30 protein-coding genes are annotated in these 25253 nt (G+C 68.2%); 10 read left to right on the forward strand and 20 right to left on the reverse strand.

The window, feature by feature from the left end:
• Together BM162_RS00005 and BM162_RS00010 are read right to left on the reverse strand one after the other, a co-directional pair.
• A partial coding sequence (locus BM162_RS00005; RefSeq protein WP_158623108.1) for a GTP-binding protein occupies window positions 1-110 on the reverse strand: 110 nt, incomplete at its 3' end.
• An 88-nt stretch (window positions 111-198) separates the two neighbouring features.
• Window positions 199-801 (reverse strand): hypothetical protein, encoded by a 603-nt coding sequence (locus tag BM162_RS00010; protein ID WP_093416050.1) that lies wholly within the window; start codon window positions 799-801, stop codon window positions 199-201.
• Between the two features lie 135 nt (window positions 802-936).
• On the opposite strand from BM162_RS00010, the gene recO reads away from it, so the two are divergent.
• Window positions 937-1659 (forward strand): DNA repair protein RecO, encoded by a 723-nt coding sequence (gene recO, locus BM162_RS00015; protein ID WP_093416052.1) that lies wholly within the window; start codon window positions 937-939, stop codon window positions 1657-1659.
• Window positions 1660-1757: 98 nt separating this feature from the next.
• Here recO and BM162_RS00020 read toward each other — a convergent pair whose 3' ends face one another.
• Entirely contained in the window at window positions 1758-3434 is a 1677-nt protein-coding gene (locus tag BM162_RS00020) for an acyl-CoA dehydrogenase family protein (RefSeq protein WP_093416055.1), read from the reverse strand.
• Window positions 3435-3601: 167 nt separating this feature from the next.
• Here BM162_RS00020 and BM162_RS00025 point away from each other — a divergent pair, with 167 nt between their 5' ends.
• A complete protein-coding gene (locus BM162_RS00025; RefSeq protein WP_093416057.1) occupies window positions 3602-4351 on the forward strand; it encodes a sulfite exporter TauE/SafE family protein in 750 nt (249 codons plus the stop codon).
• Window positions 4352-4355: 4 nt separating this feature from the next.
• On the opposite strand, the gene BM162_RS00030 is transcribed toward BM162_RS00025, so the two are convergent.
• Both BM162_RS00030 and BM162_RS00035 read right to left on the reverse strand, forming a co-directional pair.
• The gene (locus tag BM162_RS00030; RefSeq protein ID WP_093416060.1) at window positions 4356-4583 is read right to left on the reverse strand and encodes a DUF3309 family protein; all 228 of its coding nucleotides are present in this window, start codon (window positions 4581-4583) and stop codon (window positions 4356-4358) included.
• A gap of 157 nt (window positions 4584-4740) precedes the next feature.
• A complete protein-coding gene (locus BM162_RS00035) occupies window positions 4741-6345 on the reverse strand; it encodes a phosphoenolpyruvate carboxykinase (RefSeq protein WP_093416062.1) in 1605 nt (534 codons plus the stop codon).
• A 347-nt stretch (window positions 6346-6692) separates the two neighbouring features.
• On the opposite strand from BM162_RS00035, the gene BM162_RS00040 reads away from it, so the two are divergent.
• The 6 genes from BM162_RS00040 (at window position 6693) to BM162_RS00065 (ending at window position 11164) form a co-directional block, all read left to right on the forward strand.
• Window positions 6693-7394: a response regulator transcription factor gene (locus BM162_RS00040; protein ID WP_093416065.1), complete on the forward strand. Its 702-nt coding sequence runs from the start codon at window positions 6693-6695 to the stop codon at window positions 7392-7394.
• Window positions 7395-7397: 3 nt separating this feature from the next.
• Window positions 7398-9110: a sensor histidine kinase gene (locus tag BM162_RS00045; protein WP_093416067.1), complete on the forward strand. Its 1713-nt coding sequence runs from the start codon at window positions 7398-7400 to the stop codon at window positions 9108-9110.
• 77 nt (window positions 9111-9187) lie between these two features.
• Entirely contained in the window at window positions 9188-9565 is a 378-nt protein-coding gene (locus BM162_RS00050) for an HPr kinase/phosphorylase (RefSeq protein WP_439332813.1), read from the forward strand.
• Window positions 9562-10488, forward strand: a complete 927-nt coding sequence (gene rapZ, locus BM162_RS00055) for an RNase adapter RapZ (protein ID WP_093416073.1) — start codon at window positions 9562-9564, stop codon at window positions 10486-10488. The genes BM162_RS00050 and rapZ overlap by 4 nt, the downstream gene beginning before the upstream one ends.
• Window positions 10485-10889, forward strand: coding sequence for a PTS sugar transporter subunit IIA (locus BM162_RS00060; RefSeq protein WP_093416076.1), 405 nt, complete (start codon window positions 10485-10487; stop codon window positions 10887-10889). The genes rapZ and BM162_RS00060 overlap by 4 nt, the downstream gene beginning before the upstream one ends.
• Complete coding sequence (locus BM162_RS00065; protein ID WP_093416078.1) at window positions 10886-11164, forward strand: HPr family phosphocarrier protein; 279 nt, start codon at window positions 10886-10888, stop codon at window positions 11162-11164. The genes BM162_RS00060 and BM162_RS00065 overlap by 4 nt, the downstream gene beginning before the upstream one ends.
• Before the next feature lie 60 nt (window positions 11165-11224).
• On the opposite strand, the gene BM162_RS00070 is transcribed toward BM162_RS00065, so the two are convergent.
• Window positions 11225-12100 carry a 3-hydroxybutyryl-CoA dehydrogenase gene (locus BM162_RS00070; RefSeq protein ID WP_093416081.1) on the reverse strand — a complete coding sequence of 292 codons (876 nt, stop codon included), beginning with the start codon at window positions 12098-12100 and terminating at the stop codon, window positions 11225-11227.
• A 149-nt stretch (window positions 12101-12249) separates the two neighbouring features.
• Here BM162_RS00070 and BM162_RS00075 point away from each other — a divergent pair, with 149 nt between their 5' ends.
• Complete coding sequence (locus BM162_RS00075; protein WP_093416084.1) at window positions 12250-13098, forward strand: DUF6473 family protein; 849 nt, start codon at window positions 12250-12252, stop codon at window positions 13096-13098.
• Between the two features lie 19 nt (window positions 13099-13117).
• Here the strand turns inward: BM162_RS00075 and BM162_RS00080 are convergent, their stop codons facing one another.
• The 6 genes from BM162_RS00080 to BM162_RS00105 form a co-directional block, all read right to left on the reverse strand.
• On the reverse strand, window positions 13118-14044 hold the full coding sequence (locus BM162_RS00080; RefSeq protein WP_093416086.1) for an electron transfer flavoprotein subunit alpha/FixB family protein: 927 nt from the start codon (window positions 14042-14044) through the stop codon (window positions 13118-13120).
• Window positions 14044-14802 carry an electron transfer flavoprotein subunit beta/FixA family protein gene (locus BM162_RS00085; RefSeq protein ID WP_093416089.1) on the reverse strand — a complete coding sequence of 253 codons (759 nt, stop codon included), beginning with the start codon at window positions 14800-14802 and terminating at the stop codon, window positions 14044-14046. The genes BM162_RS00080 and BM162_RS00085 overlap by 1 nt, the downstream gene beginning before the upstream one ends.
• 256 nt (window positions 14803-15058) lie before the next feature.
• Window positions 15059-15637, reverse strand: coding sequence for a cob(I)yrinic acid a,c-diamide adenosyltransferase (locus BM162_RS00090; RefSeq protein WP_093416091.1), 579 nt, complete (start codon window positions 15635-15637; stop codon window positions 15059-15061).
• Between the two features lie 4 nt (window positions 15638-15641).
• A complete protein-coding gene (locus BM162_RS00095; RefSeq protein ID WP_093416094.1) occupies window positions 15642-15848 on the reverse strand; it encodes a twin transmembrane helix small protein in 207 nt (68 codons plus the stop codon).
• A 67-nt stretch (window positions 15849-15915) separates the two neighbouring features.
• Window positions 15916-16743 carry an SDR family NAD(P)-dependent oxidoreductase gene (locus tag BM162_RS00100; protein WP_093416096.1) on the reverse strand — a complete coding sequence of 276 codons (828 nt, stop codon included), beginning with the start codon at window positions 16741-16743 and terminating at the stop codon, window positions 15916-15918.
• 54 nt (window positions 16744-16797) lie between these two features.
• Window positions 16798-17337, reverse strand: coding sequence for an SH3 domain-containing protein (locus BM162_RS00105; RefSeq protein ID WP_093416098.1), 540 nt, complete (start codon window positions 17335-17337; stop codon window positions 16798-16800).
• A gap of 126 nt (window positions 17338-17463) precedes the next feature.
• Between BM162_RS00105 and BM162_RS00110 the strand changes: the two genes are divergently transcribed.
• Window positions 17464-19779: a DNA topoisomerase IV subunit A gene (locus BM162_RS00110; RefSeq protein WP_093416100.1), complete on the forward strand. Its 2316-nt coding sequence runs from the start codon at window positions 17464-17466 to the stop codon at window positions 19777-19779.
• 113 nt (window positions 19780-19892) lie between these two features.
• On the opposite strand, the gene BM162_RS00115 is transcribed toward BM162_RS00110, so the two are convergent.
• From BM162_RS00115 to BM162_RS00150, 8 genes are all read right to left on the reverse strand, one after another.
• Window positions 19893-20225 carry a DUF1491 family protein gene (locus tag BM162_RS00115; RefSeq protein WP_093416102.1) on the reverse strand — a complete coding sequence of 111 codons (333 nt, stop codon included), beginning with the start codon at window positions 20223-20225 and terminating at the stop codon, window positions 19893-19895.
• 49 nt (window positions 20226-20274) lie between these two features.
• Window positions 20275-21183, reverse strand: coding sequence for a GTPase Era (gene era / locus BM162_RS00120; RefSeq protein WP_093416104.1), 909 nt, complete (start codon window positions 21181-21183; stop codon window positions 20275-20277).
• Entirely contained in the window at window positions 21176-21865 is a 690-nt protein-coding gene (gene rnc / locus BM162_RS00125; protein WP_093416106.1) for a ribonuclease III, read from the reverse strand. The genes era and rnc overlap by 8 nt, the downstream gene beginning before the upstream one ends.
• Window positions 21862-22647, reverse strand: a complete 786-nt coding sequence (gene lepB, locus BM162_RS00130) for a signal peptidase I (RefSeq protein WP_093416108.1) — start codon at window positions 22645-22647, stop codon at window positions 21862-21864. Before lepB ends, rnc begins: the two co-directional genes overlap by 4 nt.
• 172 nt (window positions 22648-22819) lie before the next feature.
• A complete protein-coding gene (gene acpS, locus BM162_RS00135) occupies window positions 22820-23248 on the reverse strand; it encodes a holo-ACP synthase (RefSeq protein WP_093416111.1) in 429 nt (142 codons plus the stop codon).
• Between the two features lie 25 nt (window positions 23249-23273).
• Window positions 23274-23765, reverse strand: a complete 492-nt coding sequence (locus BM162_RS00140) for a CAP domain-containing protein (RefSeq protein WP_093416113.1) — start codon at window positions 23763-23765, stop codon at window positions 23274-23276.
• 69 nt (window positions 23766-23834) lie between these two features.
• Window positions 23835-24581, reverse strand: a complete 747-nt coding sequence (locus BM162_RS00145; RefSeq protein WP_093416116.1) for a pyridoxine 5'-phosphate synthase — start codon at window positions 24579-24581, stop codon at window positions 23835-23837.
• 31 nt (window positions 24582-24612) lie between these two features.
• Entirely contained in the window at window positions 24613-25251 is a 639-nt protein-coding gene (locus BM162_RS00150; RefSeq protein ID WP_093416118.1) for a DUF2062 domain-containing protein, read from the reverse strand.
• Window positions 25252-25253 lie beyond the last annotated feature (2 nt).

Raw genomic sequence — 25253 nt, forward strand, 5'->3', positions numbered from 1 at the left:
CCGAAGTACTTCGTGATCGCCGCGGTCAGCGTCGTCTTGCCGTGGTCGACGTGACCGATGGTCCCGATGTTAACGTGCGGTTTCGTGCGTTCGAATTTTGCCTTTGCCATCGGCTGTCGCGCCTCATCTTTTGAGGGGCCCGCAGGCCCGATTCAACATCGCGGGCTCTTTATCGGCCGCAGGGGGCTAAATCAAGCGTCAGTTCAGCGCCTGAAGCTTCGCCTTCTCGGCCTCGCGGTCGAAGGGCGTGCGCCCGGCGCCCGGTTCGGGCTCGAACCACGCCTCGTTCTCGCGCAGCCAGTCCTCGATCAGCCGCGCGCCCTCGGCGGCGAGGTTGTCCAGCTGCTCTTCCTTGCTGCGCGCGATGCCCGAGCCCACGACCGGCGCCATGTTCTGCAGCCCCTCGAAGGCGTAGATGCGATGCGGCTCTTCGTTCAGCTTCTGCTGCGTGGAGTTGTCGAAGACCGTGACCTCGAAGACCAGCACCGACTTCGGGGTATAGACCAGCGGCACGCCGGGCTGCGCCAGCACGTAGGCGCCGATGGCGATCCCCAGGTGGTAGAGGCCGTCGCCGTCGTAGCGCGCCAGCCGCTCCTCGACCGCCTCGGTCAGCGCCGCCTTCAGCTCGGCGTCCGACGCCTCGCGCGAAAACGGCCCCTTCTGCGGCGCGTCCACCAGCACCACGTTGTGGCCCAGTCGAAAATCGCCCAGCTCGGGCTGCGCATCCGGGTCCGGCGTGGCACAGGCGGCAAGGGCCGCCAGGGCGACGGCGGAGAGGGTGCGGGCGGCGGTTCGGATCATCTGCGGGCTCCCCTGTTGCGGCAGCCAGCGTTACCCGACGCCCCCCAGCGGCGCAACGTGGCCGCCGGCGCGGCCCGCGGCCCGTGACATTCCCGCCGCGCCGGGCGATGGTCCGCGGCGACAGGGGTGAAGGCGATGGACTGGAGCGACGAGGGGATCCTTCTCACCGTCCGGCGGCACGGCGAGGGCTCGGCCATCGTCGAGGTGCTGACGGCGGAGCACGGACGCCACGCCGGCGTGGTGCGCGGCGGGGCCAGCCGCAAGCTCGCGCCGCTTCTCCAGCCCGGCGCGCAGCTCGACGTGGCGTGGCGCGCGCGGCTCGAGGAGCACCTGGGCAGCTTCACGGTAGAGCTTCGCCGCTCGCGCACCGCCGCAGTGATGGACGACCGGCTGGCGCTCGCAGGGCTGAACGCGCTGACGTCGCTTCTGTCCTTCACCCTGCCCGAGCGCGAGCCGGTGCCCGGGCTTTACGCCCATAGCCGGGGCCTGTTCGACGCGCTCGGCGATCCGGACTTCCCGCTGCACTACCTGCGCTGGGAGCTTGCGCTGCTCGACGAACTCGGCTTCGGGCTCGACCTGACCTCGTGCGCCGTCACCGGCGGTGTGGACGACCTCGCCTACGTCTCGCCGCGCACCGGCCGCGCCGTGGGGCGCGAGGCGGCGGGGGAATGGGCGAACCGGCTGCTTCCCCTGCCCTACTGCCTGCTCGGGCAGGGCCCGGCCTCGCTGTCGGAGTTGCTGGACGGCCTGCGCACGACGGGCCACTTCCTCGCCCACCACATCGCGCCGCACCTCGGCGACCGGCCGCTGCCGGCGGCGCGGCAGCGCTTCGTCGACGCCCTCGCCCGGCTTGCCTGACGCGCCCAAGAGTTTTCTGAAAACTCTCGAGAACCTCCTTTTGAAGGAGGTTCGCCGCGTCCCACGTCCTGCGAAGAACTGGAGCGGGGCTCGGCCGCTCATGCCAGAAGCCGCCGCGCGATGACCTGGGCCTGGATCTCGGCCGCGCCCTCGAAGATGCTCAGGATGCGTGCGTCGCACAGGATGCGGCTGACGGGGTATTCGAGCGCGAAGCCGTTGCCGCCGTGGATCTGCAACGCGTTGTCGGCGCAGGCCCACGCCACGCGCGCCCCGAGCAGCTTCGCCATCCCCGCTTCCAGGTCGCAGCGCTCTCCCCCGTCCTTCCGCGCGGCGGAGAAATAGGTGAGCTGCCGGGCGACCATGATCTCGACCGCCATCAGGGCCAGCTTGTCGGATACCCGCGGGAAGGCGATCAGCGGCTTGCCGAACTGCTTGCGCTCTTCCGCATATTTCAGCCCGACATCCAGCGCCGACTGCGCCACGCCGATGGCGCGGGCGGCGGTCTGGATGCGGGCGCTTTCGAAGGTCTGCATGAGCTGCTTGAAGCCCTGCCCCTCCTGACCGCCCAGCAGGTTGGCGGCCTTCACCTCGAAGCCGTCGAAGCTCAGCTCGTATTCCTTCATGCCCCGGTAGCCGAGCACCTCGATCTCGCCCCCGCTGAGGCCCGTATTCGGGAATGGCGCGGCGTCGGCGCCCGGCGTCTTCTCGGCGATGAACATCGACAGGCCGCGGTAATCCTTCGTCCCCGGGTCCGTCCGGGCGAGTAGCGTCATCACCTGCGCCCGCGCCGCATGGGTGATCCAGGTCTTGTTGCCGGTGACGCGGTAGAGGTCGCCGTCGCGCACCGCGCGCGTCCTCAGGCTGCCGAGGTCAGAGCCGGTGTTCGGCTCGGTGAAGACGGCCGTCGGCAGGACCTCTCCACGCGCGATCTTCGGCAGCCAGGCCTCTTTCTGCGCATCGGTGCCGCCGCACAGGATCAGTTCGGCCGCGATCTCGCTGCGGGTGCCAAGCGAGCCGACACCGATATAGCCGCGCGACAGCTCTTCGCTGACGACGCACATGGCGGTCTTTGACAGGCCGAAGCCGCCATGTTCTTCGGGGATGGTCAGGCCGAAGACGCCCATTTCGGCCATTTCGCCGATCACCTCCATCGGGATCAGGTCGTCCTTCAGGTGCCATTCGTGCGCGTGCGGGGCGACGCGGTCGAGCGTGAAGCGGCGAAACTGCTCGCGGATCATCTCGTACTCGTCGTCGAGGCCCGTGGCGACAACCAGGGTCCCGCCCTGCGCCCGCATCAGCTCCACCAGCCGCGCGCGGGCGGCCGGGGTGTTGCCGCCCTGCAGCAGCCCCTCCACCGCCTCGTCCCGCAGCGGCCCTGCATCCTCGCCGGTCAACCACAGGTCGCGCAGCCGGACGATCTCGCCCTGGCTCATCGGAAGGCCGCCCTCGATCTGGGCCAGGAATTCGCCGAACGCGATCTGGTGGAGAAGGCGCTCGGCCTCGCCGAGGCTCCCCGCCGCCTCCAGCCGCTCGGCCCAGCCCTGCATCTGGCGCAGCGCCTCGACATAGGTCGCCAGCCACGCCAGCCCGTGCGCGGCGTGCTGGTGCTGCTCCAGCAGGTTTGGCGCCGGACGTCCCTCAACCACCACCCGATCGCGCACACGGGCGATTGCGCGGTCCAGCACCTGTTCGGCACAGGCGAGCGCCCTGCCCGTGCGTGCGACCAGATCGGCAAGCGGCGCAGTGGCCGTCGTCAGGTCCTGTCCATCGTGCATGGCTCGCCTCCTTTGCTGCACCTGCAAAAGACCTAGAGTCCCGCAATCCGCAAAGCAACAATATTTCTCCGCGATCCATCCGCGTGCATGATTCGATCCAGCGCGATCCCGGATGCATGTCCTGTGACAAGAGGCTATAGCCTGTTCTCGAGGCAAAGGAGCAGGACATGGACGCAGAACTCTGGGCGGTGGCCGCCGCCATCGCGGCGCTGGCGGGCTTCGTCAAGGGCGCGGTGGGATTCGCCATGCCGATGATCATGATCTCGGGGATGAGCACGTTCCTGGCGCCGGAACTGGCGCTGGCGCTCCTGATCATGCCGACGCTGACCAGCAACGCATGGCAGGCCCTGCGCGGAGGTCTGGCCGCCGCCGCCGCGTCGGCGAAGCTGCACTGGCGCTACATCGCCATCGTGATGGTGTTCATCCTGCTCAGCGGGCAGCTGGTCGCGGTCCTGCCCGCGAGCGTTCTGTTCCTGGTTCTCGGCGTGCCGATCGTGCTGTTCGCACTCGCCCAGCTGTCGGGCTGGCGGCTCAGCATCCAGCCCCGCCGCCGGCGCGGGGCCGAGTTGGGAATCGGTGCTTTCGCCGGCTTCGTCGGCGGCATGTCGGGCGTCTGGGGTCCGCCGACCGTCATGTACCTCACGGCCCTCGACACGGCGAAGGCCGACCAGATGCGGGTGCAAGGGGTGGTCTACGGCCTGGGCGCCGTGATGCTGACGCTGGCGCACCTGCGTTCGGGCGTGCTGAACTGGGACACCGCGCCCGCCTCGGCGGCGATGATCGTCCCGGCGCTCGCGGGAATGGCGGCAGGCTTCGCCATCCACGACCGTGTGGACCAGGCGCGCTTCCGCCGCCTGACGCTCGTCGTGCTGATCGTGGCCGGGGCGAACCTGATCCGTCGTGGGCTGATGGGCTGAGGCGTCAGGTGGCGGTCTCGACCGCCGCCCACGGCACCCAGATCGCCAGAAGGCCGAGCCAGAACAGCACCAGCATCAACAGCACGATGGCCGCCGCGACAAGGCTGGGCGCATAACGGCGATTGCCGGGCTGGCGATAGATGCCGCGGTCGCGCGTATACGGCCAAGCCGGCAGCGCCAACACCGCGAAGAGCAGAAGCAGGACGATCAGCCAGAACAGAAAGACGTCCATCTCGATCCTCCACAGTTCAGGCGCCCGAGTGGACGGGCGCCGGTTTCACGTTCAGGATCAAAACGATGGGCGGCGAAACCGGGTTCCCGACGAAGCCCGGGGGCGGCCGGTGCGCACACCGAACCACCCCCGTTCTCTCCCCTCCCTGGGAACCGTGTCAGCCGATGGCGACGGCGCGGACGTCGTCGTCGATATGTTGCTCGTACTGTGCGAAATTCTCCGCGAACATGGCAACAAGTTTCTCGGCCTGGCGATCATAGGCCTCGGGATCGTCCCACGTGCGGCGCGGGTCGAGCAGGATGTCGGGCACCGCGCTCGCCTTCACCTGGGTCGGCACCTCGAAGCCGAAGTTCTTGTCCTTGCGGAACGGCGCATCCTCGAGCGAGCCGTCGAGCGCGGCGGTCAGCAGCGCGCGCGTCGCCTTGATCGGCATGCGCGAGCCGGTGCCGTAGGCGCCGCCGGTCCAGCCGGTGTTCACCAGCCAGCAGGTCGAACCGTGCTTCGAGATCTTTTCCTTCAGCAGCTCGCCGTAGACCTCGGGGCGCAGCGGCAGGAACGGCGCGCCGAAGCAGGTCGAGAAGGTCGGCTGCGGCTCGGTCACACCACGCTCGGTTCCCGCGACCTTCGAGGTGAAACCGGACAGGAAGTGATACATCGCCTGCGCCGGGGTCAGCCGCGCGATGGGCGGCAGCACGCCGAAGGCATCGCAGGTCAGCATGATGATGTTCTTGGGGTGACCGCCAAGCCCGGTCTTGGACGCGTTCGAGATGTAGTGCAGCGGATAGGCGCACCGCATGTTCGGCGTCAGGCTGTCGTCCTCGAAGTCGAGTTCGAGAGTGTCGGGATCGGCGACCATGTTCTCGATCACGGTGCCGAACTTCGTCGTGGTGGCATAAATCTCGGGCTCGGCCTCGGGGCTGAGCGAGATCGTCTTGGCATAGCAGCCGCCCTCGAAGTTGAAGGTGCCGCGGTCGGACCAGCCGTGTTCGTCGTCGCCGATCAACACGCGGTCGGGATCGGCCGAAAGCGTCGTCTTGCCGGTGCCCGACAGGCCGAAGAACACCGCCGTGTCGACCGGGTTCTCGGGTGCGTGGTTGGCCGAGCAGTGCATCGGCATGATGCCCTTCTGCGGCAGCAGGTAGTTCAGAAGCGTGAATACCGACTTCTTGTTCTCGCCCGCGTACTCCGTCCCGCCGATCAGGACGAGCTTGCGGTCGAAGTTGATGGCAATGACCGTTTCGCTGCGGCAGCCGTGCTTGGCCGGGTCGGCTCGGAACGACGGCAGGTTGATGATGGTGAACTCGGGCTCGAAGGTGTCGAGCTCCTCGCGCTCGGGGCGGCGCAGCAGGTTGCGAATGAACAGGCCGTGCCAGGCGAGTTCGGTGACAACGCGCACGTCCAACCGGTTCGCCGGGTCGGCGCCGGCGTAAAGGTCCTGCACGAAGTAGTCGCCGTCCGCCATGTGCGCGACCATGTCGTCGTAGAGCGCATCGAAGCCCTCTGGCGACATCTTCGCGTTTGTCTCCCACCACACCTGGTCCTCGACCGACGGCGTGGCGACCACGTGCTTGTCCTTCGGCGAGCGGCCGGTGAACTTGCCGGTCTCGACAAGCAGTGTGCCGCCCTGGCCCAGGCGGCCCTCCTTGCGCAGAATCGCCGTCTCGATCAGCGCCGGCTCCGTCAGGTTGTAAGCGACCTGCCCCAGCCCCGTGATGCCCTGATCCTCCAGCCGTTGGGCCGGGTTCACCCGTCCAGTGGTCATTCCGCACGCTCCTTCGATCACGACGCTGCCTGGTTGGCGGGTGCGCAAGTGCACCCGTCCGGCCGCCCGCCGGGACGGCTGACCCAGCGTATATACCATGCTGCAGAAGCTGAGAAACCGGCGCGGAGAAAGGTTAGCGCAACCAGATTGAAGTTAGCGCAACCATCTTGCTCGCTGCCTTGTGGCTTGCGCACCCCGAGTGCGGCAATTTAGCCGCTGCTAAGAAATTTGGGCCACATTGCGGCACGACTCGGCCGTTGATTCGCAGTTTGCGATTGATTTAAGGCCGGGACCGGCGGAAATATGCCGAAAATCGACAGAAGACGAGAGCAGCAAGGAATACGCGCATGTCCAGGATTGCACTGGTGGACGACGACCGGAACATCCTGACGTCGGTGTCCATGACGCTCGAAGCCGAGGGATTCGAGGTCGAGACGTACAACGACGGGCAGGCCGCGCTCGACGCGTTCAACAAGCGCCTTCCGGACATGGCGGTGTTCGACATCAAGATGCCGCGTATGGACGGAATGGACCTGCTTCAGCGGGTCCGCCAGAAGACTTCGATGCCAGTGATCTTCCTGACCTCGAAGGACGACGAGATCGACGAGGTGCTGGGCCTGCGCATGGGGGCCGACGATTACGTGAAGAAGCCGTTCTCGCAACGGCTTCTGGTCGAGCGGATCCGCGCCCTGCTGCGCCGCCAGGAAGCCATCGCCAACGCCGAAGCCGGCGAGGTGGAGGCCAACCAGATCATGGAGCGCGGCAACCTGAAGATGGACCCGCTGCGCCACGCCGTCAGCTGGAAGGGCCAGGACGTCTCGCTCACCGTGACCGAGTTCCTCCTGCTTCAGGCGCTCGCGCAGCGTCCGGGCTTCGTCAAAAGCCGCGACCAGCTCATGGACGTGGCCTATGACGACCAGGTCTATGTCGACGACCGTACCATCGACAGCCACATCAAGCGCCTGCGCAAGAAGATGCGCAGCGTTGATCCCGACTTCTCGGCGATCGAGACGCTGTACGGCATCGGTTACCGCTACAACGAAGAATGACGGATGTCCTTCGCGTCGCGCATAGATGCGTCCGAAACACGGCGCGCGACACGGGCTGACGTTGTCCTCGGCGAGGACTGGGTCGGCACCGATGCCGCGGTCGAGCAGGAAATGCGCGCCCGCCGCGAGCGGCGCGGCATAGTGACGATCAACCGCTCGCCGCTGGCCCGCAAGATCATCACCTTCAACCTGCTCGCGCTGATCCTGCTGGTCGTGGGCGTGCTGTTCCTCAACCCGTTCCGCGAAAGCCTGGTCTACCAGCGCGAGGCGGCGCTGGTGCGCGAAGCCGCCCTGACCGCCGACGTGTTCGAGGCACGGCTGGCCGCCGAGCAGGCCGACAGCCTGTCCGACGTCGGCAATACCCTCGCCGCCGTGCACCTGCCCGCCCAGACGGAGGCCTTCGTCTATGGCCGGGGCGCGTCGCTTCTGGCCGAGCGCCAGGCACCCGCCGCGGCGGCCGAGTTGACGGCGGACCTTGACCGCCCCGCCTCCGGCGCCCCCCTGACCAGCGCGCTCGACGCCATCTGGCATGCCATGGCGTCGGTACTGGTGCCCGGCGCCCTCACGACCTCGGACCGCGATCTCGAACGCGAGGCGCGCGACATCGTCGCCCGCGCGCTCGAGGGCGAGACCGAGATGCGCACCGTCCGCATGAGCGACGGCGGCACGATGTTCTTCGTCGCCGCTCCCATCGTCGCCGACGGCCGGCCGGTCGGCGCGCTTGCGCTGACCAGCGGCGCCGGCGAAATTGACCGGCTCGTGCGGCAGGAGCGGGAACAGATCCTCCAGATGTTCCTCATCGCGATCCTGGTCTCGGTGGGGCTCAGCCTGGTGCTCGCCTCCACCATCGCCAATCCACTGTCGGACCTCGCCGCCGCGGCCGAGCTTGGCCGCGATCGCAACGCGCGCAAGTCGAAGCCCAGCCGCGTGCGCATTCCCGACCTCTCGGGCCGCCCGGATGAGATCGGGCGCCTCTCGGCCGCGCTGCGCGGCATGGTCGCCGCGCTTTACGACCGGATCGACGCCAACGAACAATTCGCCGCCGACGTCGCGCACGAGATCAAGAACCCCCTCGCCTCCCTTCGCTCGGCCGTGGGGTCGCTGCGCTTCGTGAAAAAAGAGGAACAGCGCGACAAGCTGCTCGACGTGATCGAGCACGACGTCCGCCGCCTCGACCGGCTGGTCAGCGACATCTCGAACGCCTCGCGGCTCGACAGCGAGCTTGTCAAGGAAGAGGAGGAGACCTTTGATCTCCTCACCATGCTGGGCAACCTGACCGACTATCTTGGCCGCGAGGCCGAGGAGAAGGGGATCGAGTTCATCTCGGACCTGCCCGCCGCGCCGATCGAGATCGTGGGGCTGGAAAGCCGGCTGGCGCAGGTCTTCGTCAACCTGATCTCGAATGCCATCTCGTTCTGCGAGGATGGCGACGCCATCCGCGTCTGGGCCCGCCGGCGCGAGAACCGCGTGCTCGTGGTGGTCGAGGATACCGGTCCCGGCATCCCCGAAGAGGCGCTGACCAAGATCTTCAACCGCTTCTACTCGGAACGGCCCGAGGGTCAGTTCGGCAACAATTCCGGCCTCGGCCTCGCCATTTCGAAGCAGATCGTCGAGGCGCATGGCGGCGTCATCTGGGCCGAAAACATCCGTCCCACCGACGCCGACGAAACCTCGGACCCGCTGGGCGCACGCTTCGTGGTGGGTCTGCCGGTGTGAGCGCGCCGGGCGATCACCAGGACGGGCAAGACGGAACGATCCTCCACGCAAGCTGCGTGGCCTTCAACGGGCGGGGCGTGTTGATCACCGGCGCCTCAGGCAGTGGCAAGTCCGCCCTCGCGCTGCACCTGCTGGCCCTCGGCGGCACGCTCGTCTCCGACGACCGGGTTCGGCTGGCTCGGGCCGCCGGCAGCGTGCACGCCAGCGCCCCCGACGCCATCACCGGGATGATCGAGGCACGGGGCGTGGGCCTCCTGCGCGCGCCCGCCGCGCAGGCCACGCTCACGCTCGCCGTCGACCTCGACGCGGAAGAGAGCCAGCGCCTGCCGCCGCGGCGCGAAATCGACCTGCTGGGCTATTCTCTCCCCTTGCTCAGGCGCGTTTCCGCCCCACACTTTGCGCCAGCCATCGTCCTCTTTCTCAGACACGGGCGCACGGTGCCCGGCCCCCAATGACGCAGCCCGCCTCTTTCCCCCAGCCGCCGGACCCGGCGGCACGCGTCGTTCTGGTGACGGGACCTTCCGGCGCGGGCCGGACCACGGCAATCAATGCGCTCGAGGATCTGGGGTTCGAGGCGATCGACAACATGCCGCTGTCGCTGATCCCGCGGCTGGTCGAGGGGCCGCTGCGCCGCCCGCTCGCCCTGGGGTTGGACGTGCGCAACCGCGACTTCTCGACCGACGCGCTGCTCGAGGTGGTGCAGATGCTCTCGCGGCGCGTCGCGCTCGAAACCGAGCTTCTCTATCTCGACGCGCGTCCCGACGTCCTGCTGCGCCGGTACTCGGAAACACGGCGCCGCCACCCGTTGGCCCCCGCCGAAACGCCCGAGCTGGGCATCGAGCGCGAGATCGACCTGCTGACCACGATCCGCGACCGCGCCGGCATCCTGATCGACACGTCCGAGATGACGCCCCACGGCCTGCGCGCCGAGCTTGCACGCTTTTTCGCGCGCGGCAGCACGCCCGCGCTCGCCGTCTCGGTTCACTCGTTTTCGTACAAGCGCGGTCTGCCGCGCGGGCTCGACATGGTGTTCGACGTCCGCTTCCTGCAAAATCCCTACTGGGTGCCCGAGCTTCGGGCCCTGACCGGCCTGTCGCCCGAGGTCGCCGCCCACGTGGCCGCCGACCCCCGGTTCGAGCCGTTCTTCGACCGCGTCCGCGACCTGGCCCTGATGCTGCTGCCCGCCTATACCGACGAGGGAAAGACCCACTTCGCCATCGGCTTCGGGTGCACCGGCGGGCAGCATAGATCGGTTGCCGTGACGGAAAAATTGGCGAAGGCGCTTGAAGATGCCGGTTGGCAGGTGTCAACTCGTCACCGGGAAATGGAGAGGCGCGCCGGCCCTACGCCTGCGCGACAATCGGGGACGGGGACGTGATCGGAATCGTGATCGTCGCACACGGCGGCCTTGCGGCGGAGTTTCTCGCCGCTGTCGAGCACGTGGTCGGCAAGCAATCCGGCATCCGTGCCATCGCCATCGAGCCCGATCACGACCGCGGCCGAAAACAGTCCGAGATCTGCGCCGCCGCCGACAGCGTCGATACCGGCGACGGCGTGGTGGTGGCCACCGACATGTTCGGCGGTTCGCCCTCGAACCTGTCGATGCTGGCCTGCAGCCCCGCCGATCGGCAGATCATCTACGGGGCGAACCTGCCCATGCTCATCAAGCTGGCCAAGTCGCGCCACATGCCGGTACCCGACGCCGTCACCTCGGCGCTGGCCGCCGGGCGCAAGTACATCGACGCCTTCGAGGGCCCGTCGGGACGGAGTGCGCCATGACATCACCCGTCATCCGCCAGCTCGAGATCGTGAACGAAAAGGGGCTTCATGCCCGCGCCTCGGCCAAGCTGGTCGAGGTGGTCGAGGATTACGACGCCCGCGCCGAGATCAGCAGCGACGGCATGTCGGCGTCGGGCGACAGCATCATGGGGCTCTTGATGCTCGCCGCCTCGAAAGGCACGACCATCAAGGTCGCCACCAGCGGACCCGACGCCGAAAAGCTGGCCGACGCGATCCAGGCCCTCATCGCCGACCGCTTCGGCGAAGACATGTAACCCAGCATTTTCGTCGAAACCGGACGCGCACGTCTTCGACGAAGACGTGCGCCGCGCCGATCAGCGCGTCGGCACCGGTGTCTCGCCGCGATAATCGTAGAAGCCGCGCTTAGTCTTGCGGCCCAGCCACCCGGCCTCGACGTATTTCGTCAGCAGCGGACAGGGGCGGTACTTCGTGTCCGCTAGCCCGTCGTGCAGCACGTTCATGATGGCCAGGCAGGTGTCCAGCCCGATGAAGTCCGCCAGTTCCAGCGGCCCCATCGGATGGTTGGTGCCCAGCTTCATCGCGCTGTCGATCGACGACACGTTCCCAACGCCCTCGTACAGGGTGTAGACCGCCTCGTTGATCATCGGCATCAGGATGCGGTTGACGATGAAGGCCGGGAAATCCTCGGCCGTCGCCGCCGTCTTGCCCAGCCGCTCGACGACGCGGTGCATGGCGTCGAAGGTTTCCTGGTCGGTGGCGATCCCGCGGATCAGCTCGACAAGCTGCATCACCGGCACGGGGTTCATGAAGTGAAAGCCCATGAACTTCTCGGGCCGGTCCGTGCGGCTCGCCAGCCGCGTGATCGAGATCGACGACGTGTTCGAGGTCAGGATCGTGTTCGGCTTCAGGTGCGGCACGAGGTCCTCGAAGATCGCGGTCTTCACGGTCTCGCGCTCGGTCGCCGCCTCGATCACCAGGTCGGTCTGGCCCAGGTCGCTCAGCGTCAGAGTCGTGCGGATGCGAGCGAGCGCCGCGTCCCGGTCCTCGGCCGAAATCTTCTCGCGGCTCACCTGCCGGTCCAGGTTCCTCTCGATCACCTGCCGCCCGCGATCGAGGCTTTCCTGGCTGATGTCGGTAAGCAGCACGCCGTACCCGGCAAGCGCGAAGACATGGGCAATCCCATTGCCCATCTGCCCGGCGCCGACCACGCCAACCGTCTCGATTTCCATCGCGTCGCCTCGCTTCCTGCCAATCGCGCACCTTATGCCGTGCGGCACGCGCCGGGTTCAAGGCGAAAGCCGTTTCCGCCCCGGCGTCTTAGCGCGCTGTTAATCCTGTGCCGCCATGCTGGCCGAAGAAATCGGAACGGGGCGACGGAATGGCCTTCCACGACACCGTTGAACGCGGCATCGACTACGATCTCTGCTCCTATGGCACGTCCCGCCTGCCCTTCCGCGGGCCATGTCGCGACCCGGGGGGCGGCTATGCCGTGGCCCTCGGCGGCTCCGAAACGTTCGGCCGCTACGTGAAACATCCCTTCCCCGACTTGATCGAGGTCGACATCGGCATCTGCCTCAACCTCGGCTGCGTGATCGCCGGCCCGACCGCCTTTCTCTCGGATCCGACGGTGATGGACCTCGTGACCGGGGCGCAGGTCGTCGTGCTGCAGATCACTGGGGCGCATAACCTGTCGAACCCCTTCTTCCGTGTGCATCGGCGGCGCAATGACCGCTTCCTGCACGCCACCGACGCCCTGCGCGACCTTTACCCCGAGCTCGACTTCACCGAGGTGCACTTTGTCCGCCACCTCCTGGGCACGCTCGAGTCGGCCGACGCAACACGCTTCGCCGTGGTTCGGGACGCCCTCCGCAGCGCCTGGACAGACAGCTTCGCCGAACTGAGGGCCGCCGCGACGGGCCGCGTCATCCCCCTCTGGATCGCGCGCCGAACGCCCGACGCCCCCGCCGACCGGCTGTCGGACGGCGATCCGTCCTACGTCACCCGCGCCATGGCCGACCGGGTCTTCGGCGCCGGGCATATGGTCGAGATTGTGCGCCCGCCCGTCGAGGACGACGATCAGGAGGGCAAGGTCTTCTCCCGCGCCGAACGCGCCGCGGCCCTGCAGATGCCGGGGCCCGTCGCCCATCGGCTGGCGGCGCGGGCCTTGATGGAGCGCATTGCGAAGGCGGACACGAAAAAGGGCCCCCCGACGACGACGGGCCCCTGATCCTGCGTCCGGACAGCGGTCAGAGCTTCTCGGTCAGCTCCGGCACCACGTCGAACAGGTCACCGACAAGGCCGTAATCGGCCACCTGGAAGATCGGCGCCTCTTCATCCTTGTTGATGGCGACGATGATCTTCGAGTCCTTCATCCCGGCAAGGTGCTGGATCGCACCCGAGATGCCGACGGCGATGTAAAGCTCCGGTGCCACGACCTTGCCGGTCTGACCCACCTGCCAGTCGTTCGGCGCGAAGCCTGAGTCGACCGCCGCGCGCGACGCGCCCACGGCTGCGCCAAGCTTGTCGGCCAGCTTCTCGATGATCGCGAAGTTCTCTTCCGAGCCGACGCCGCGGCCGCCCGACACGACGATTCCGGCCGAGGTCAGCTCGGGCCGGTCGCTCTCGGCCACCTTGTCCTCGACCCACTCCGACAGGCCCGGGTTCTCGCCGGCAGCGACGTTCTCGACCGAGGCCGACCCACCCTCGCCTGCCGCGTCGAAGGACGACGTACGGATGGTCACCACCTTCGTGACGTCCGACGACTTCACCGTCTGCACGGCGTTGCCGGCATAGACCGGGCGCTCGAACGTGTCGCCGTCGACGATGCCCGAGACGTCCGAGATCACCATCACGTCCAAGAGCGCCGCGACGCGCGGCATGATGTTCTTGGCATCCGTGGTCGCCGGGGCGGCGATGTGGCTGTAATCGCCCGCGAGCGACACGATCAGCGCCGCCGCCGGCTCGGCCAGGCGGTGGCCGTAAAGCGCATCCTCGGCGCACAGCACCTTGGCGACGCCGTCGATCTTGGCGGCCTCCTGCGCGGCGTCCGAGCACGACGCGCCGGCGCACAGCACCGTCACCTCGCCCAGCTGCTTCGCCGCCGTCACGCCCTTGGCGGTCGCGTCACGGTTCAGCTTGCCGTCCGTGACCTCGGCCAGAAGAAGAACAGCCATCACACGACCCCCTTTTCTTTCAGCTTCGCCACCAGCTCGTCGACCGAGGCGACCATCTCGCCCGCCTTGCGCGCTTCGGGCTCGGTCGTCTTCACCACCTCGAGCCGCGGCGCGACGTCGACGCCGTAATCGGCGGGCGTCTTCTCGTCGAGCGGCTTCTTCTTCGCCTTCATGATGTTGGGCAGCGACGCATAGCGCGGCTCGTTCAGGCGCAGGTCCGACGTGATGATCGCCGGCAGCTTCACCTTCACGGTCTGCAGGCCGCCGTCGACCTCGCGCGTGACGGTCGCCTGTTCGCCCTCGACTTCGACGGTGCTGGCGAACGTCGCCTGGCTCCAGCCAAGAAGCGCGGCCAGCATCTGGCCGGTGGCGTTCATGTCGTTGTCGATGGCCTGCTTGCCGCACAGCACGATCTGCGGCTGCTCCTCGTCCACCACGGCCTTGAGCAGCTTGGCCACGGCCAGCGGCTCGATGTCCTGGTGCACGTCGTCGGCGGAGGTGATCAGGATCGCGCGGTCCGCGCCCATGGCCAGTGCGGTGCGCAGCGTTTCCTGCGCCTGCTTGACGCCGATCGAAACGGCCACGACCTCGGTCGCGACGCCCTTCTCCTTCAGGCGGATCGCCTCTTCGACGGCGATCTCGTCGAACGGGTTCATCGACATCTTGACGTTGGCGAGATCGACACCGCTGCCGTCCGCTTTCACGCGGACCTTCACGTTGTAGTCGATCACGCGTTTGACAGGCACGAGGACCTTCATCGGCGCAAACTCCCTGGATTTTCGCGCGCGCGGCGCAAGAAAAATGCTCGGCCCCGATGTAAACTGCCGTGCCCGGGGAAAACAGTGCAAAATCGACCTGCCGCCGCCCTGCAACGCCGCGTTCTTTCGCAACCGGCGTCCAAGGCCGCGCGCACCGGCTGCATCTTCGGTCCCGAAATATCCCCGCCGGAGGCAGCGCGCCGGGCGCCAGCCCGGCGCATCGGAAAGGCGTGGCGCCGCAGGCGCCTCCGCTGTCTCAGCCTTCGCGCGTCTTGCCCGGCACCCAAAGCACGTCGGCGCGGCCGTCGTCGTTGGCGATGCGCGCGGCGACGAAGAACCAGTCGGACAGGCGGTTGAGATAGCGCACCGCTTCCGGGTTCACCTGCTCCATCGTGGCCAGCTCGACCGACAGCCGCTCCGCCCGGCGCGCGACGGTGCGACACAGGTGCAGGTGCGAGGCAAGCGGCGAGCCGCCGGGCAGGATGAACGAGCGCAGGGGCTCGAGCGCCGCGTTCATCGCGTCGATCTCGCGCTCCAGCCGCGCCACCTGCGCGGCCGTGACGCGCAGAACCGGGTACTCCGCCTCGGCGTCCTTCTCCATGTCCGGGCGGCAGAGGTCCGCGCCCAGGTCGAAAAGATCGTTCTGGATCGCCGCCAGCCGGTTGTCGGTCTCGCCGCTCGCGTGCAGCCGCGCCAGCCCCGCCGTCGCGTTCACCTCGTCCACCGTGCCGTACGCCTCGACCCTCACGGCGTGCTTGGCGACGCGCGCGCCGTTGCCCAGCGCGGTTTCGCCGTGATCGCCGGTCTTGGTGTAGATCTTGTTCAGAACGACCATTGCCTCAGCCTCCCATGCGGCGGAACAGGACGAACAGCAGGATCAGCACCACCGCCAGCGCCTGCGCCAGGATACGCCAGCGCATCAGGCGGTTGGCGTGCTTGCGATTGAACTCGCCGCCCTTCGCGAAACCGCCGATCCCGACCATGAGGATGCCGAAGACGACGATCACCGCGATGGCGACCACGATGAAAAGAGGGTCCTGTAACATGCTGCGTCCGTTCCTTGACTGCCGCGCCACATAGCCGCCCCCGCGGCCAAGGCGAAGGCTTTTTCGCTCAGCTCCCGGCCAGCACCCGGTCGAGCAGCCGGTCCGGCAACAGTCGCCGGATGAGGGCGGCGGCATGCGTGGGCGTCGTTACCCGGTAACGTGCGCGCGGCCGCTCGGCCTCCAGCGCCTCGACCAGCCGCGCGGTCACCGCCGCCGGGGTCTTCTCGAACCGGTCGGGCCCGCGCTCCTCGTACAGCCGGCGGAGCAGCGAGGTGCGGTACTGGTCCGCCCGCGCCGAGCGCTCCCAGTCGATCCACCGCTCGAAATGCGGAATCGAGTTCACGCGGATGCGCGTCCCGATCGGCCCGGGCTCGATCAGCACAACGTGGATCGGCGTGTCCCGCATCTCCAGCCGCAGCGAATCCGTCAGCCCCTCGAGCGCGTATTTCGTCGCGACATAGGCCCCTTTCCACGGCGCCGCCACCAGCCCCAGCACGGACGAGCAATTGACGATCCGCCCGTGCCCCTGCGCCCGCATCGCCGGGATGACCCGGCGCGTCAGGTCGTGCCAGCCGAACAGGTTGACCTCGAAGATCTCGCGCAGCGCCTCGCGCGGCAGGTCCTCGACCGCGCCGGGCACGGCGTGCGCGCCGTTGTTGAACAGGGCGTCGAGCGTCCCGCCCGTGGCCTCCAGCGCCCGCTCGGCCCCTTCGCGCACGGATGCCGGGTCGGCACAGTCCAGCCGCCAGCTTTCCAGCCCCGCGTCGCGCAGCCGCGCGGCGTCGGCCTCGGCGCGGCAGGTGGCGAAAACGCGCCAGCCGCGCGCCCTCAGCGTCCGCGCGGCGTCCAGTCCGATGCCGCTGGAACATCCGGTGATGAGAATGCTGCGCGCCACGCGCCCCTCCGCCTGCCTGGGGACCGGGCTATCCGATCCGGGGCGGGGCGGCAATCACGGGCGCTCGGGCGCCAGGTAGCGGCCATAGATGAAGGCTTCGCGCCCGTTGTCGTTCAACCGGATGCGGTACCAGGACCCTTCCTGCCCCAGCATCTCGGCCGCCTCGCCCAGCGACGCCTGCCCCACCACGGGGTTGCCGGTCGAGGGGCCGGCGCGCAGGTTCACGCGGGTGCCGGTCACGTACCACAGGTCCTCGGGCGGTTCCGACGCGCGAGCCTCGGTCGACTCCGACGCGGCCGCGACCGGTTCGACCGTGGCGGCGGGACGTCCGGCATCCACCGGTTCGGCCCGCATCGCCAGCCGTTCTCCGCGCGGCGCCTCGGTCGCCTCGAGCGCCAGTTGCACCGCCCGTTCGTAATCGTCGAGCGCGAGGGGTTCCGACGCATCACGGCCCGAGGCCGACGCCGTCAGAAGACCCGGGGTGTCCGTCTCTAGCCGCGCGACCTCGACTCCCGCATCCTCTTCGACCTTGCGGCCCGCGATGGTCATCGTCAGGCCGATCACAATCAACAAAAGCAACGTCAGCCGGATCATCCCACGGCTCCTTCATTCAATGGGGAGAGGATACATCGAGTCGGCGCAACGGCGGTGCGAAAAGCCGCGGGGCTCGCGTCACGACGCGCTTTACCCGACCCGCGCACGCGGCTATCCATCCTCGCCATGAGCGACATCGACTCCGACGCCCCCGTTCCCGATCTTTCCGAACCGCTGCGCCGCGCCATCGGCGAGCGGTATCTGACCTATGCGCTCAGCACGATCATGCATCGCGCGCTTCCCGATGCGCGGGACGGCCTGAAGCCGGTCCACCGCCGCATCCTCTATGCAATGCGGGAGCTCAGGCTGGGTTCCGGCGGAGGATTCCGGAAGTCGGCGAAGATCTCGGGCGACGTGATGGGCAACTATCACCCGCACGGCGACGCTGCGATCTACGACGCGATGGCGCGGCTCGCGCAGGACTTCGCGGTGCGCTACCCGCTGGTCGACGGCCAGGGCAACTTCGGCAACATCGACGGCGACAACCCCGCCGCCCCGCGCTACACCGAGGCGCGGATGACGGCGGCGGCCGAGGCGCTGCTGGAAGGGCTGAACGAGGACGCGGTCGACTACCGGCCGAACTACGACGGCACGCTCAGCGAGCCGATCGTCCTGCCCGCCGCCTTCCCGAACCTGCTGGCCAACGGGGCGAGCGGCATCGCCGTGGGCATGGCGACCAACATCCCGCCGCACAACATCGGCGAACTGGTGGGCGCCTGCCTGCACCTGATCAAGACGCCCGACGCGCGGGACGAGACGCTGCTGCAATACGTTCCCGGCCCCGACTTCCCCACCGGAGGCGTGATCGTCGAGCCGAAGGAAAACATCGCCGAGGCCTACCGCACCGGCCGCGGCGCCTTCCGCCTGCGCGCCAAGTGGGAAACCGAGGACCTGGGCCGCGGCCAGTGGCAGGTCGTCGTCACCGAGATCCCTTACCAGGTGCAGAAGTCGAAGCTGATCGAGAAGATCGCCGAGCTGATCCAGACCAAGAAGGTCCCGATCCTCGCCGACGTCCGCGACGAAAGCGCCGACGACATCCGCATCGTGCTGGAGCCGCGTTCGAAGAACGTGGACCCGGACGTGCTGATGGGCACGCTGTTCCGCAACTCGGACCTCGAGGTGCGCTTCAGCATGAACATGAACGTACTGATCGACGGGCGCACGCCCAAGGTCTGCTCGCTCAAGGAAGTGCTGCGCGCCTTCCTCGACCACCGGCGCGAGGTGCTCCAGCGCCGCAGCCAGCACCGGCTCGACAAGATCGACCACCGGCTCGAAGTGCTCGAAGGCTTCATCCTTGCCTTCCTCAACCTCGACCGCGTCATCGACATCATCCGATACGACGACGACCCCAAGTCGGGCCTGATGTACGAGGACTGGTCGAAGGACCACCCGCGCGCCACGTCCGAGGCCGACTACATCCCGCCGCGCGTGCCCGCGTCGCCGCAGCCCGAGGATGCGGAGCTGACCGAGGTGCAGGCCGAAGCCATCCTCAACATGCGCCTGCGCTCCCTGCGCCGCCTGGAAGAGATGGAGCTGCGCCGCGAGCGCGACGAGCTGATGGCCGAGCGCGCCGATCTCGAGGCGCTGCTGGCCGACGAGGATCTCCAGTGGGCCCGGATCGCCGACCAGCTGCGCGAGACGCGCAAGCAGTTCGGCAAGGACTACGCCCGCGGCCACCGCCTGACCCAGTTCGCCGAGGCCACCGAGGTCGAGGACGTGCCGCTCGAAGCCATGATCGACCGCGAGCCGATCACAGTCGTCTGCTCGCAGATGGGCTGGATCCGCGCGCTCAAGGGCCACGTGGCGCTCGACACGAAGCTGAAGTTCAAGGACGGCGACGGCCCGCGCTTCATCTTCCACGCCGAAACGACCGACCGCCTGTTGGTCTTCGGCTCGAACGGCCGCTTCTACACGCTGTCGGCCGCCAATCTGCCCGGCGGCCGCGGCATGGGCGAACCGGTGCGCCTGATGGTGGACCTGCCCAACGAGGCCGAGATCCTGAGGCTGTTCATCCACGACCCGCAACGCAAGCTCCTGCTCGCCTCCTCGGCCGGCGACGGCTTCGTCGTCCCCGAGGCCGAGGTCGCCGCGCAGACCCGCGCCGGCAAGCAGGCGCTGAACGTGAAGGGCGACGTGCGCGCCAAGGTCTGCAAGCCGGTGGACGGCGATCACGTCGCCGTGGTGGGCGAGAACCGCAAGGTGCTGGTCTTCCCGGTGACGGAACTGCCCGAAATGGCCCGCGGCAAGGGTGTCCGCCTGCAGAAATACAAGGACGGCGGCCTGAGCGACGCGACGACCTTCAACCTGGCCGACGGCCTGAGCTGGAAGGACCCGGCGGGGCGCACCCGGACCGAAACGCAGATCGAAGAATGGATTTCGAAACGGGCGAGCGCCGGCCGCATGGCGCCGCGCGGCTTCCCGCGGGACAACACGTTCACCTAATGCGCGGGAGGGGGCTCTGCCCCCTCTGCGCCTGCGGCGCATTCACCCCCGGGATATTTCAGGACCGAAGATGGAAGGGGTCGGCGAAACCGGAACCGCGACCTCCTGGCCGGTCACTCCGACAGGCCGGGCTCGTCCAGAAGGTGCCGGCCCTCGCGGTCCTCGACCTCGATGATCCAGAGATCGGGATCGAAGCTCCGCTGCCGCGCGAGCGAGGCATCGACCTCGGCCTCGTCGCCCTCCGACAGGACCACCCAGTTCCGCGCGCCGGTCATCAGGTCGAACGACCGCTGGAAGGCCGTGGCGCGTCCGTCGAGCGTGTTGAGCTTGACCAGGACGGCGCCCGCCGTGGCGTCCCCCTTCGACGTGACGAAGGCCGGGATCTCAGCCAGCCGCAGCCGCGCGAGATAGGCGCGGACCCAGAAGTCGGCGGTCAGCCGCGCCACGGCGAAACGTACATCTTTGCGCCGGATATGTACGTTTCGTACATGATCCTCAGTCCCCGTCGCCGAAATCGAGGCCCATTTCCGAGTACCGCTCGGCCTCTTCCAGCCAGTTCGGCCGGACACGGACCTGCAGGAACAGGTGCACCTTGCGGCCCAGGAATTCCTCCAGCTCCGCCCGTGCCGCCTGCCCCACGGCCTTCGTCGTCTCGCCCTTGCGGCCCAGCACGATGCCCTTGTGCCCGTCCCGCGCGACATAGATCACCTGGTCGATCCGGGCCGAGCCGTCCTTGCGCTCTTCCCAGTTCTCGGTCTCGACCGTCAGCTGGTAGGGCAGTTCCTGGTGCAGCCGCAGCGTCAGCTTCTCGCGCGTGATCTCGGCCGCGATCATGCGCATCGGAAGGTCGGCGATCTGGTCCTCCGGGTAGAGCCACTGCCCCGCCGGCAGTTCCGAGCCGAGCCACGCGCGCAGATCGTCGACGCCATGTCCCTTCTCGGCCGAGATCATGAAGGTCTGCACGAACTCGAACCGCGCGTTCAGCTGCTCCGTCAGCGCCAGCAGCTTCGACCGCTCGACCCGGTCGATCTTGTTGATCGCCAGCGCGACCTTGCGGCCGCGCGCGTGCTCGGCCAGCCCGTCGAGGATGCCCGCGACGCCCTCGGTAATGCCGCGATGCGCCTCGACCATCAGCACCACGATGTCGGCATCCGCCGCCCCGCCCCAGGCCGCGGCGACCATCGAACGGTCGAGCCGGCGGCGCGGGCGGAAGATGCCCGGCGTATCCACGAAGACGATCTGCGCATCGCCCTCGATCGCGACGCCGCGGATGCGGGCGCGCGTGGTCTGCACCTTGTGCGTGACGATCGACACCTTGGCGCCGACCATCCGGTTCAGCAGCGTCGACTTTCCGGCATTTGGTTCGCCGATCAGGGCCACGAAGCCCGCGCGCGTCTCAGCCATCCGGCATCTCCACCTTGTCCAGCAGGGCTTTCGCCGCCGCCTGTTCCGCCTGCCGTTTCGATCCCGCCTTCGCCCGCGCCGCCCGGCCGTCGGACAGGCGCGCCTCGATCGTGAACATGGGCGCGTGATCCGGCCCGTCGCGCGCCACCTCGACGTAGACGGGCGGCGGCGCGCCGCGCCCCTGCGCCCATTCCTGAAGGCTGGTCTTGGCGTCGCGGGCATCCGCCTCGACCCGGGCGATCCGGTCGCCCCAGAGTCGCAGGATCAGCGCGCGCGCCGCATCGAGCCCCGCGTCAAGATACACCGCCGCGATCACCGCTTCCATCGCGTCGCCCAGCAGCGCCGCCTTGCGCCGCCCGCCGGACATCTGCTCGGACCGGCCGAGCTTGAGCACTGCGCCAAGCTCGACCTGGCGCGCGACTTCGGCGCAAGTTTCCTTGCGCACCAGTGCGTTGAAACGCGGGGCAAGCTGCCCCTCGGCCGCGTCCGGGTCGGCCTTCAGCAGCGCCTCGGACATCACCAGCCCCAGCACCCGGTCGCCCAAGAACTCGAGCCGCTGGTTATCGGGCCGCGTGGGCGATGAGATCGAGGAATGGGTGACAGCGCGCAAAAGCAGCTCCGGCCGGGCGAAGTCGTGGCCCAGCCGGTCGGCGAAATCCCTCAGTTCGGCCGAGAGCTTCACTCGATCTCCTCGAAGAACCGGTCGGGGCGCCAGGTCCAGAAGTACAGCATCGAGCGTCCGGCGGACGAGAACATCACCCGGTCCGCCCGGCCGATCAGGTTCTCGTACGGCACGAAGCCTACGCCCATGGCGTTCTGACTCACGCGGCTGTCCGTGGAATTGTCGCGGTTGTCGCCCATGAAGAAATAGTGGCCCTCGGGCACGGTGTAGACCGGCGTGTCGTCCAGCCGCGAGGGCCGGATGTTGAGCACGTGGTGCGACACGCCGTTGGGCAGCGTTTCGACGAAGCGCGACTTCTCGCAGTCGCCGCCCAGCCCCACGCCCGCGTTCTCGCATTGCGGCAGGCTGCCGACGGGGCCCTGCTTCTCGAACTCTTCCACGAACGTGCCGGCGGGCACCTGCGGGGCCTCCTGACCGTTTATATACAGGATGCCGTCGCGCATCTGGATCTCGTCGCCCGGCAGGCCGATCAGCCGCTTGATGAAGTCCGACCCGGTGACGGGGTGGCGGAACACGACGACGTCGCCGCGCTCGGGCTCCGAGCCCAGGATGCGGCCTGAGAACGGGCAGATCCCGAATGGGCAGGAATACTGCGAGTAGCCATAGGCCATCTTGTTGACGAACAGGAAGTCGCCGACCAGCAGCGTGTCCTTCATGCTGCCCGAGGGAATCCAGAACGGCTGGAAGAACAACGTCCGGAACACGCCCGCGATCAGCAGCGCGTAGACGATGGTCTTCACGGTCTCGAGGAGTCCGTCCTTCTTCTCGGCCTTGCTCGTCATGCCCTGCCTCTCGTTCGTGGGTCCGGCGCTTCATGGGCGGCGGGCGTTTCGGTGTCAAGTTCGTGCCCGGCCCGCAGGCGCGGCTCCTCGTCCATCTCTGGTCCGTAAATATCCCCGCCGGAGGCACGCGCGCCCGCAGGGCGCGCCACGCGATGGCGTGCGCCGGAGGCGCTCATTGTCGCAGCAGTTCCCCGGCCGCGGCGCCCACGCGGCGCGCCTCGATCACCACGAAGGCCTGCGCCCAGGGGTGATCGTCGGTCAGCGTGACGTGGATGACCGCTTCGTGCCCCGGCGGGGTCATGGCGTCCAGCCGCTCTTTCGCCCAACCGGTAACGTGCATCACGGGCTGGCCGGTGCGCAGGTTCGACACCGACATGTCCTTCCAGGCGATACCCATGCGCAGGCCGGTGCCCAGCGCCTTCGAGCATGCCTCTTTCGCGGCCCAGCGCTTGGCGTAGGTGCCGGCGGTGTCGGCGCGGCGCTCGGCCTTGCGCTGCTCGGTCTCAGTGAAGACGCGATTGCGGAAGCGGTCGCCGAACCGATCCAGCGTGGCGGCGATCCGCTCGATATTGGCGAGGTCGGTGCCGATCCCCAGGATCATGCCGCGCCCCGCCCGGGTCCTACGCCTAGAGAGGTGAGCCTACCACCATCGCCCAGTATGGCAGGCCGTCGCGACCGATCGCCACGGCAACCCCCGCCTGCGTCGCCTTGCCGCTCAGGATGTTCTTGCGATGGCTGGACGAGCCCATCCAGCCGGTGAAGATCTCCTGCGCGCTGTCCTGCCCGTAGCCCACGTTCTCGGCCACGAAGCGGAAGCGATAGCCGTTGCCGCGCGCGCGGTCGCCCGGGGAGCTCCGCCGGTCGCCGGTATGCGACATGGTCGTGTTTTCGGCCATCCAGCAAGCGTGCTGTTGCGCCGCCCGCATCAGACGGTCCTCGGGCGACAGCCGCGGAAGTCCGCTCTGCCGCCGCGATTTGTTCGAAAGCTCCACCACCGACTTCGCGATGGTGCTTACGTTCTGGGGCACCTTGCACGCTGCCGCGGCCGGTCCCGCCGCCGCGCACGCCAAAGCCACCCCGGCGGCGAGCGCCGCCCGATAAGTGTATTGCCTGATCATCCTGCCATCCTTCGTTCGAAGTACGGCGAAGGTATGACCGGATTTGTTCAGGAAAAAGCAAACGAAGGCTCACGAACGCGCCATCTGCATCAGTCGGCGCATTTCCGCGATCGCGGGGTGGAGCCCGCGGAAAATCGCCTCTCCGATCAGGAAATGCCCGATGTTGAGCTCGCGCATCTCGGGGAACGCGGCGACGGGTCCGACGGTGTCATAGGTCAGCCCGTGGCCCGCGTGCACCTCGAGCCCGAGGGAGTGGGCATAGGCCGACATCTCGCGCAGGCGCTCGAGCTCGGCGTCGCGGTCGCCGGTGCGTCCCTCGGCATGGGCGTCGCAATAGGCGCCGGTGTGGAGTTCGACCACCGCCGCGCCGATGCGGTGCGCGGCGTCGATCTGCGCAGGGTCGGCGGCGACGAAGATCGACACGCGGCTGCCGGCCTCGCGCAGGGGGGCGATGAAGTGGGCGAGCCGGTTTTCATCCTTTGCGACCTCCAGCCCGCCCTCGGTCGTGCGCTCCTCGCGCCGCTCGGGAACGATGCAGACCGCGTGCGGCTTGTGGCGCAGGGCGATGGCCTGCATCTCGTCCGTGGCCGCCATCTCGAGGTTGAGCGGCACGCTGAGCGTTTGCATCAACCCGTCGATGTCGGCGTCCGAGATGTGGCGCCGGTCCTCGCGCAGGTGCGCGGTGATGCCGTCGGCGCCCGCCTCCTCGGCCAGTCGCGCGGCGCGCAGGGGGTCGGGGGTCGTGCCGCCGCGCGCGTTTCGCACGGTGGCCACGTGGTCGATGTTCACGCCAAGTCTCAGACGATGCTCGCTCACGGCCGGCTCCTTCTCGGGTTCGGCGCCGTTCTTAATCGGCTTTGAGCGCCGCGTCAGCCTTCACCCGCCGCTTGGCGAAATTCTTCTTCATCCGGTGGATGCGCGCCTTCTGGTAGGCCCCGATCAGCGGACGGCTCGCGGCGTACGAGATGCCGGCCGCGATCAGCCCGGGGATCAGCCCGCCCACGGTGTAGGGCAGCAGCACCTGGACGACGAAGTCGCCCAGCCGCTCCCAATGCGTCGGCTCGGGCGTGAAGATGGCGTGGACGTTCTGCCACATCTCGACCGAGGCGTTGCTGAACGCGCCGAAGATGCGCGGCAGCGGCAGCGGCTCGTCGTAGCCCAGCATGAACTGCCCCAGCTCGACCGAGATGCCGGCGATGAAGGGGAATGTCAGCGGGTTGCCGAAGAAGGTCGCCAGCAGCGCCGCCACCACGTTGCCCCGGATCAGCCAGGCCAGCGCGGCGGACATCAGGAAATGCAGGCCGAAGAACGGCGTGAAGCAGACGAAGACGCCACAGGCGATGCCGCGGCTGATCTTGTATGCGGGGTCAGGTAGACGGTGCAGCCGGTGGCCGACATAACGCGCGGCCCGCGTCCATCCGCCCCGGGGATAGACGAAGTCCGTCACGACCTGGAAATACGACCGGGGTGTGCGTCTCTTGAACACCT

The organism is Tranquillimonas alkanivorans (assembly GCF_900115595.1).
Lineage (GTDB): Bacteria > Pseudomonadota > Alphaproteobacteria > Rhodobacterales > Rhodobacteraceae > Tranquillimonas > Tranquillimonas alkanivorans.

What these genes read in the sequence shown, in the direction of transcription:
- BM162_RS00020 (WP_093416055.1), bottom strand. Translation starts at nt 3,434, where the DNA reads ATGCACGATGGACAGGACCTGACGACGGCCACTGCGCCGCTTGCCGAT.
- BM162_RS00010 (WP_093416050.1), bottom strand. Translation starts at nt 801, where the DNA reads ATGATCCGAACCGCCGCCCGCACCCTCTCCGCCGTCGCCCTGGCGGCC.
- era (WP_093416104.1), bottom strand. Translation starts at nt 21,183, where the DNA reads ATGGCTGAGACGCGCGCGGGCTTCGTGGCCCTGATCGGCGAACCAAAT.
- BM162_RS00030 (WP_093416060.1), bottom strand. Translation starts at nt 4,583, where the DNA reads ATGGACGTCTTTCTGTTCTGGCTGATCGTCCTGCTTCTGCTCTTCGCG.
- BM162_RS00080 (WP_093416086.1), bottom strand. Translation starts at nt 14,044, where the DNA reads ATGGCTGTTCTTCTTCTGGCCGAGGTCACGGACGGCAAGCTGAACCGT.
- BM162_RS00035 (WP_093416062.1), bottom strand. Translation starts at nt 6,345, where the DNA reads ATGACCACTGGACGGGTGAACCCGGCCCAACGGCTGGAGGATCAGGGC.
- BM162_RS00075 (WP_093416084.1), top strand. Translation starts at nt 12,250, where the DNA reads ATGGCCTTCCACGACACCGTTGAACGCGGCATCGACTACGATCTCTGC.
- BM162_RS00110 (WP_093416100.1), top strand. Translation starts at nt 17,464, where the DNA reads ATGAGCGACATCGACTCCGACGCCCCCGTTCCCGATCTTTCCGAACCG.
- BM162_RS00065 (WP_093416078.1), top strand. Translation starts at nt 10,886, where the DNA reads ATGACATCACCCGTCATCCGCCAGCTCGAGATCGTGAACGAAAAGGGG.
- BM162_RS00025 (WP_093416057.1), top strand. Translation starts at nt 3,602, where the DNA reads ATGGACGCAGAACTCTGGGCGGTGGCCGCCGCCATCGCGGCGCTGGCG.
- BM162_RS00070 (WP_093416081.1), bottom strand. Translation starts at nt 12,100, where the DNA reads ATGGAAATCGAGACGGTTGGCGTGGTCGGCGCCGGGCAGATGGGCAAT.
- acpS (WP_093416111.1), bottom strand. Translation starts at nt 23,248, where the DNA reads ATGATCCTGGGGATCGGCACCGACCTCGCCAATATCGAGCGGATCGCC.
- BM162_RS00040 (WP_093416065.1), top strand. Translation starts at nt 6,693, where the DNA reads ATGTCCAGGATTGCACTGGTGGACGACGACCGGAACATCCTGACGTCG.
- recO (WP_093416052.1), top strand. Translation starts at nt 937, where the DNA reads ATGGACTGGAGCGACGAGGGGATCCTTCTCACCGTCCGGCGGCACGGC.
- BM162_RS00140 (WP_093416113.1), bottom strand. Translation starts at nt 23,765, where the DNA reads ATGATCAGGCAATACACTTATCGGGCGGCGCTCGCCGCCGGGGTGGCT.
- BM162_RS00090 (WP_093416091.1), bottom strand. Translation starts at nt 15,637, where the DNA reads ATGGTCGTTCTGAACAAGATCTACACCAAGACCGGCGATCACGGCGAA.
- BM162_RS00045 (WP_093416067.1), top strand. Translation starts at nt 7,398, where the DNA reads ATGTCCTTCGCGTCGCGCATAGATGCGTCCGAAACACGGCGCGCGACA.
- rapZ (WP_093416073.1), top strand. Translation starts at nt 9,562, where the DNA reads ATGACGCAGCCCGCCTCTTTCCCCCAGCCGCCGGACCCGGCGGCACGC.
- BM162_RS00105 (WP_093416098.1), bottom strand. Translation starts at nt 17,337, where the DNA reads ATGATCCGGCTGACGTTGCTTTTGTTGATTGTGATCGGCCTGACGATG.
- BM162_RS00095 (WP_093416094.1), bottom strand. Translation starts at nt 15,848, where the DNA reads ATGTTACAGGACCCTCTTTTCATCGTGGTCGCCATCGCGGTGATCGTC.
- BM162_RS00085 (WP_093416089.1), bottom strand. Translation starts at nt 14,802, where the DNA reads ATGAAGGTCCTCGTGCCTGTCAAACGCGTGATCGACTACAACGTGAAG.
- lepB (WP_093416108.1), bottom strand. Translation starts at nt 22,647, where the DNA reads ATGACGAGCAAGGCCGAGAAGAAGGACGGACTCCTCGAGACCGTGAAG.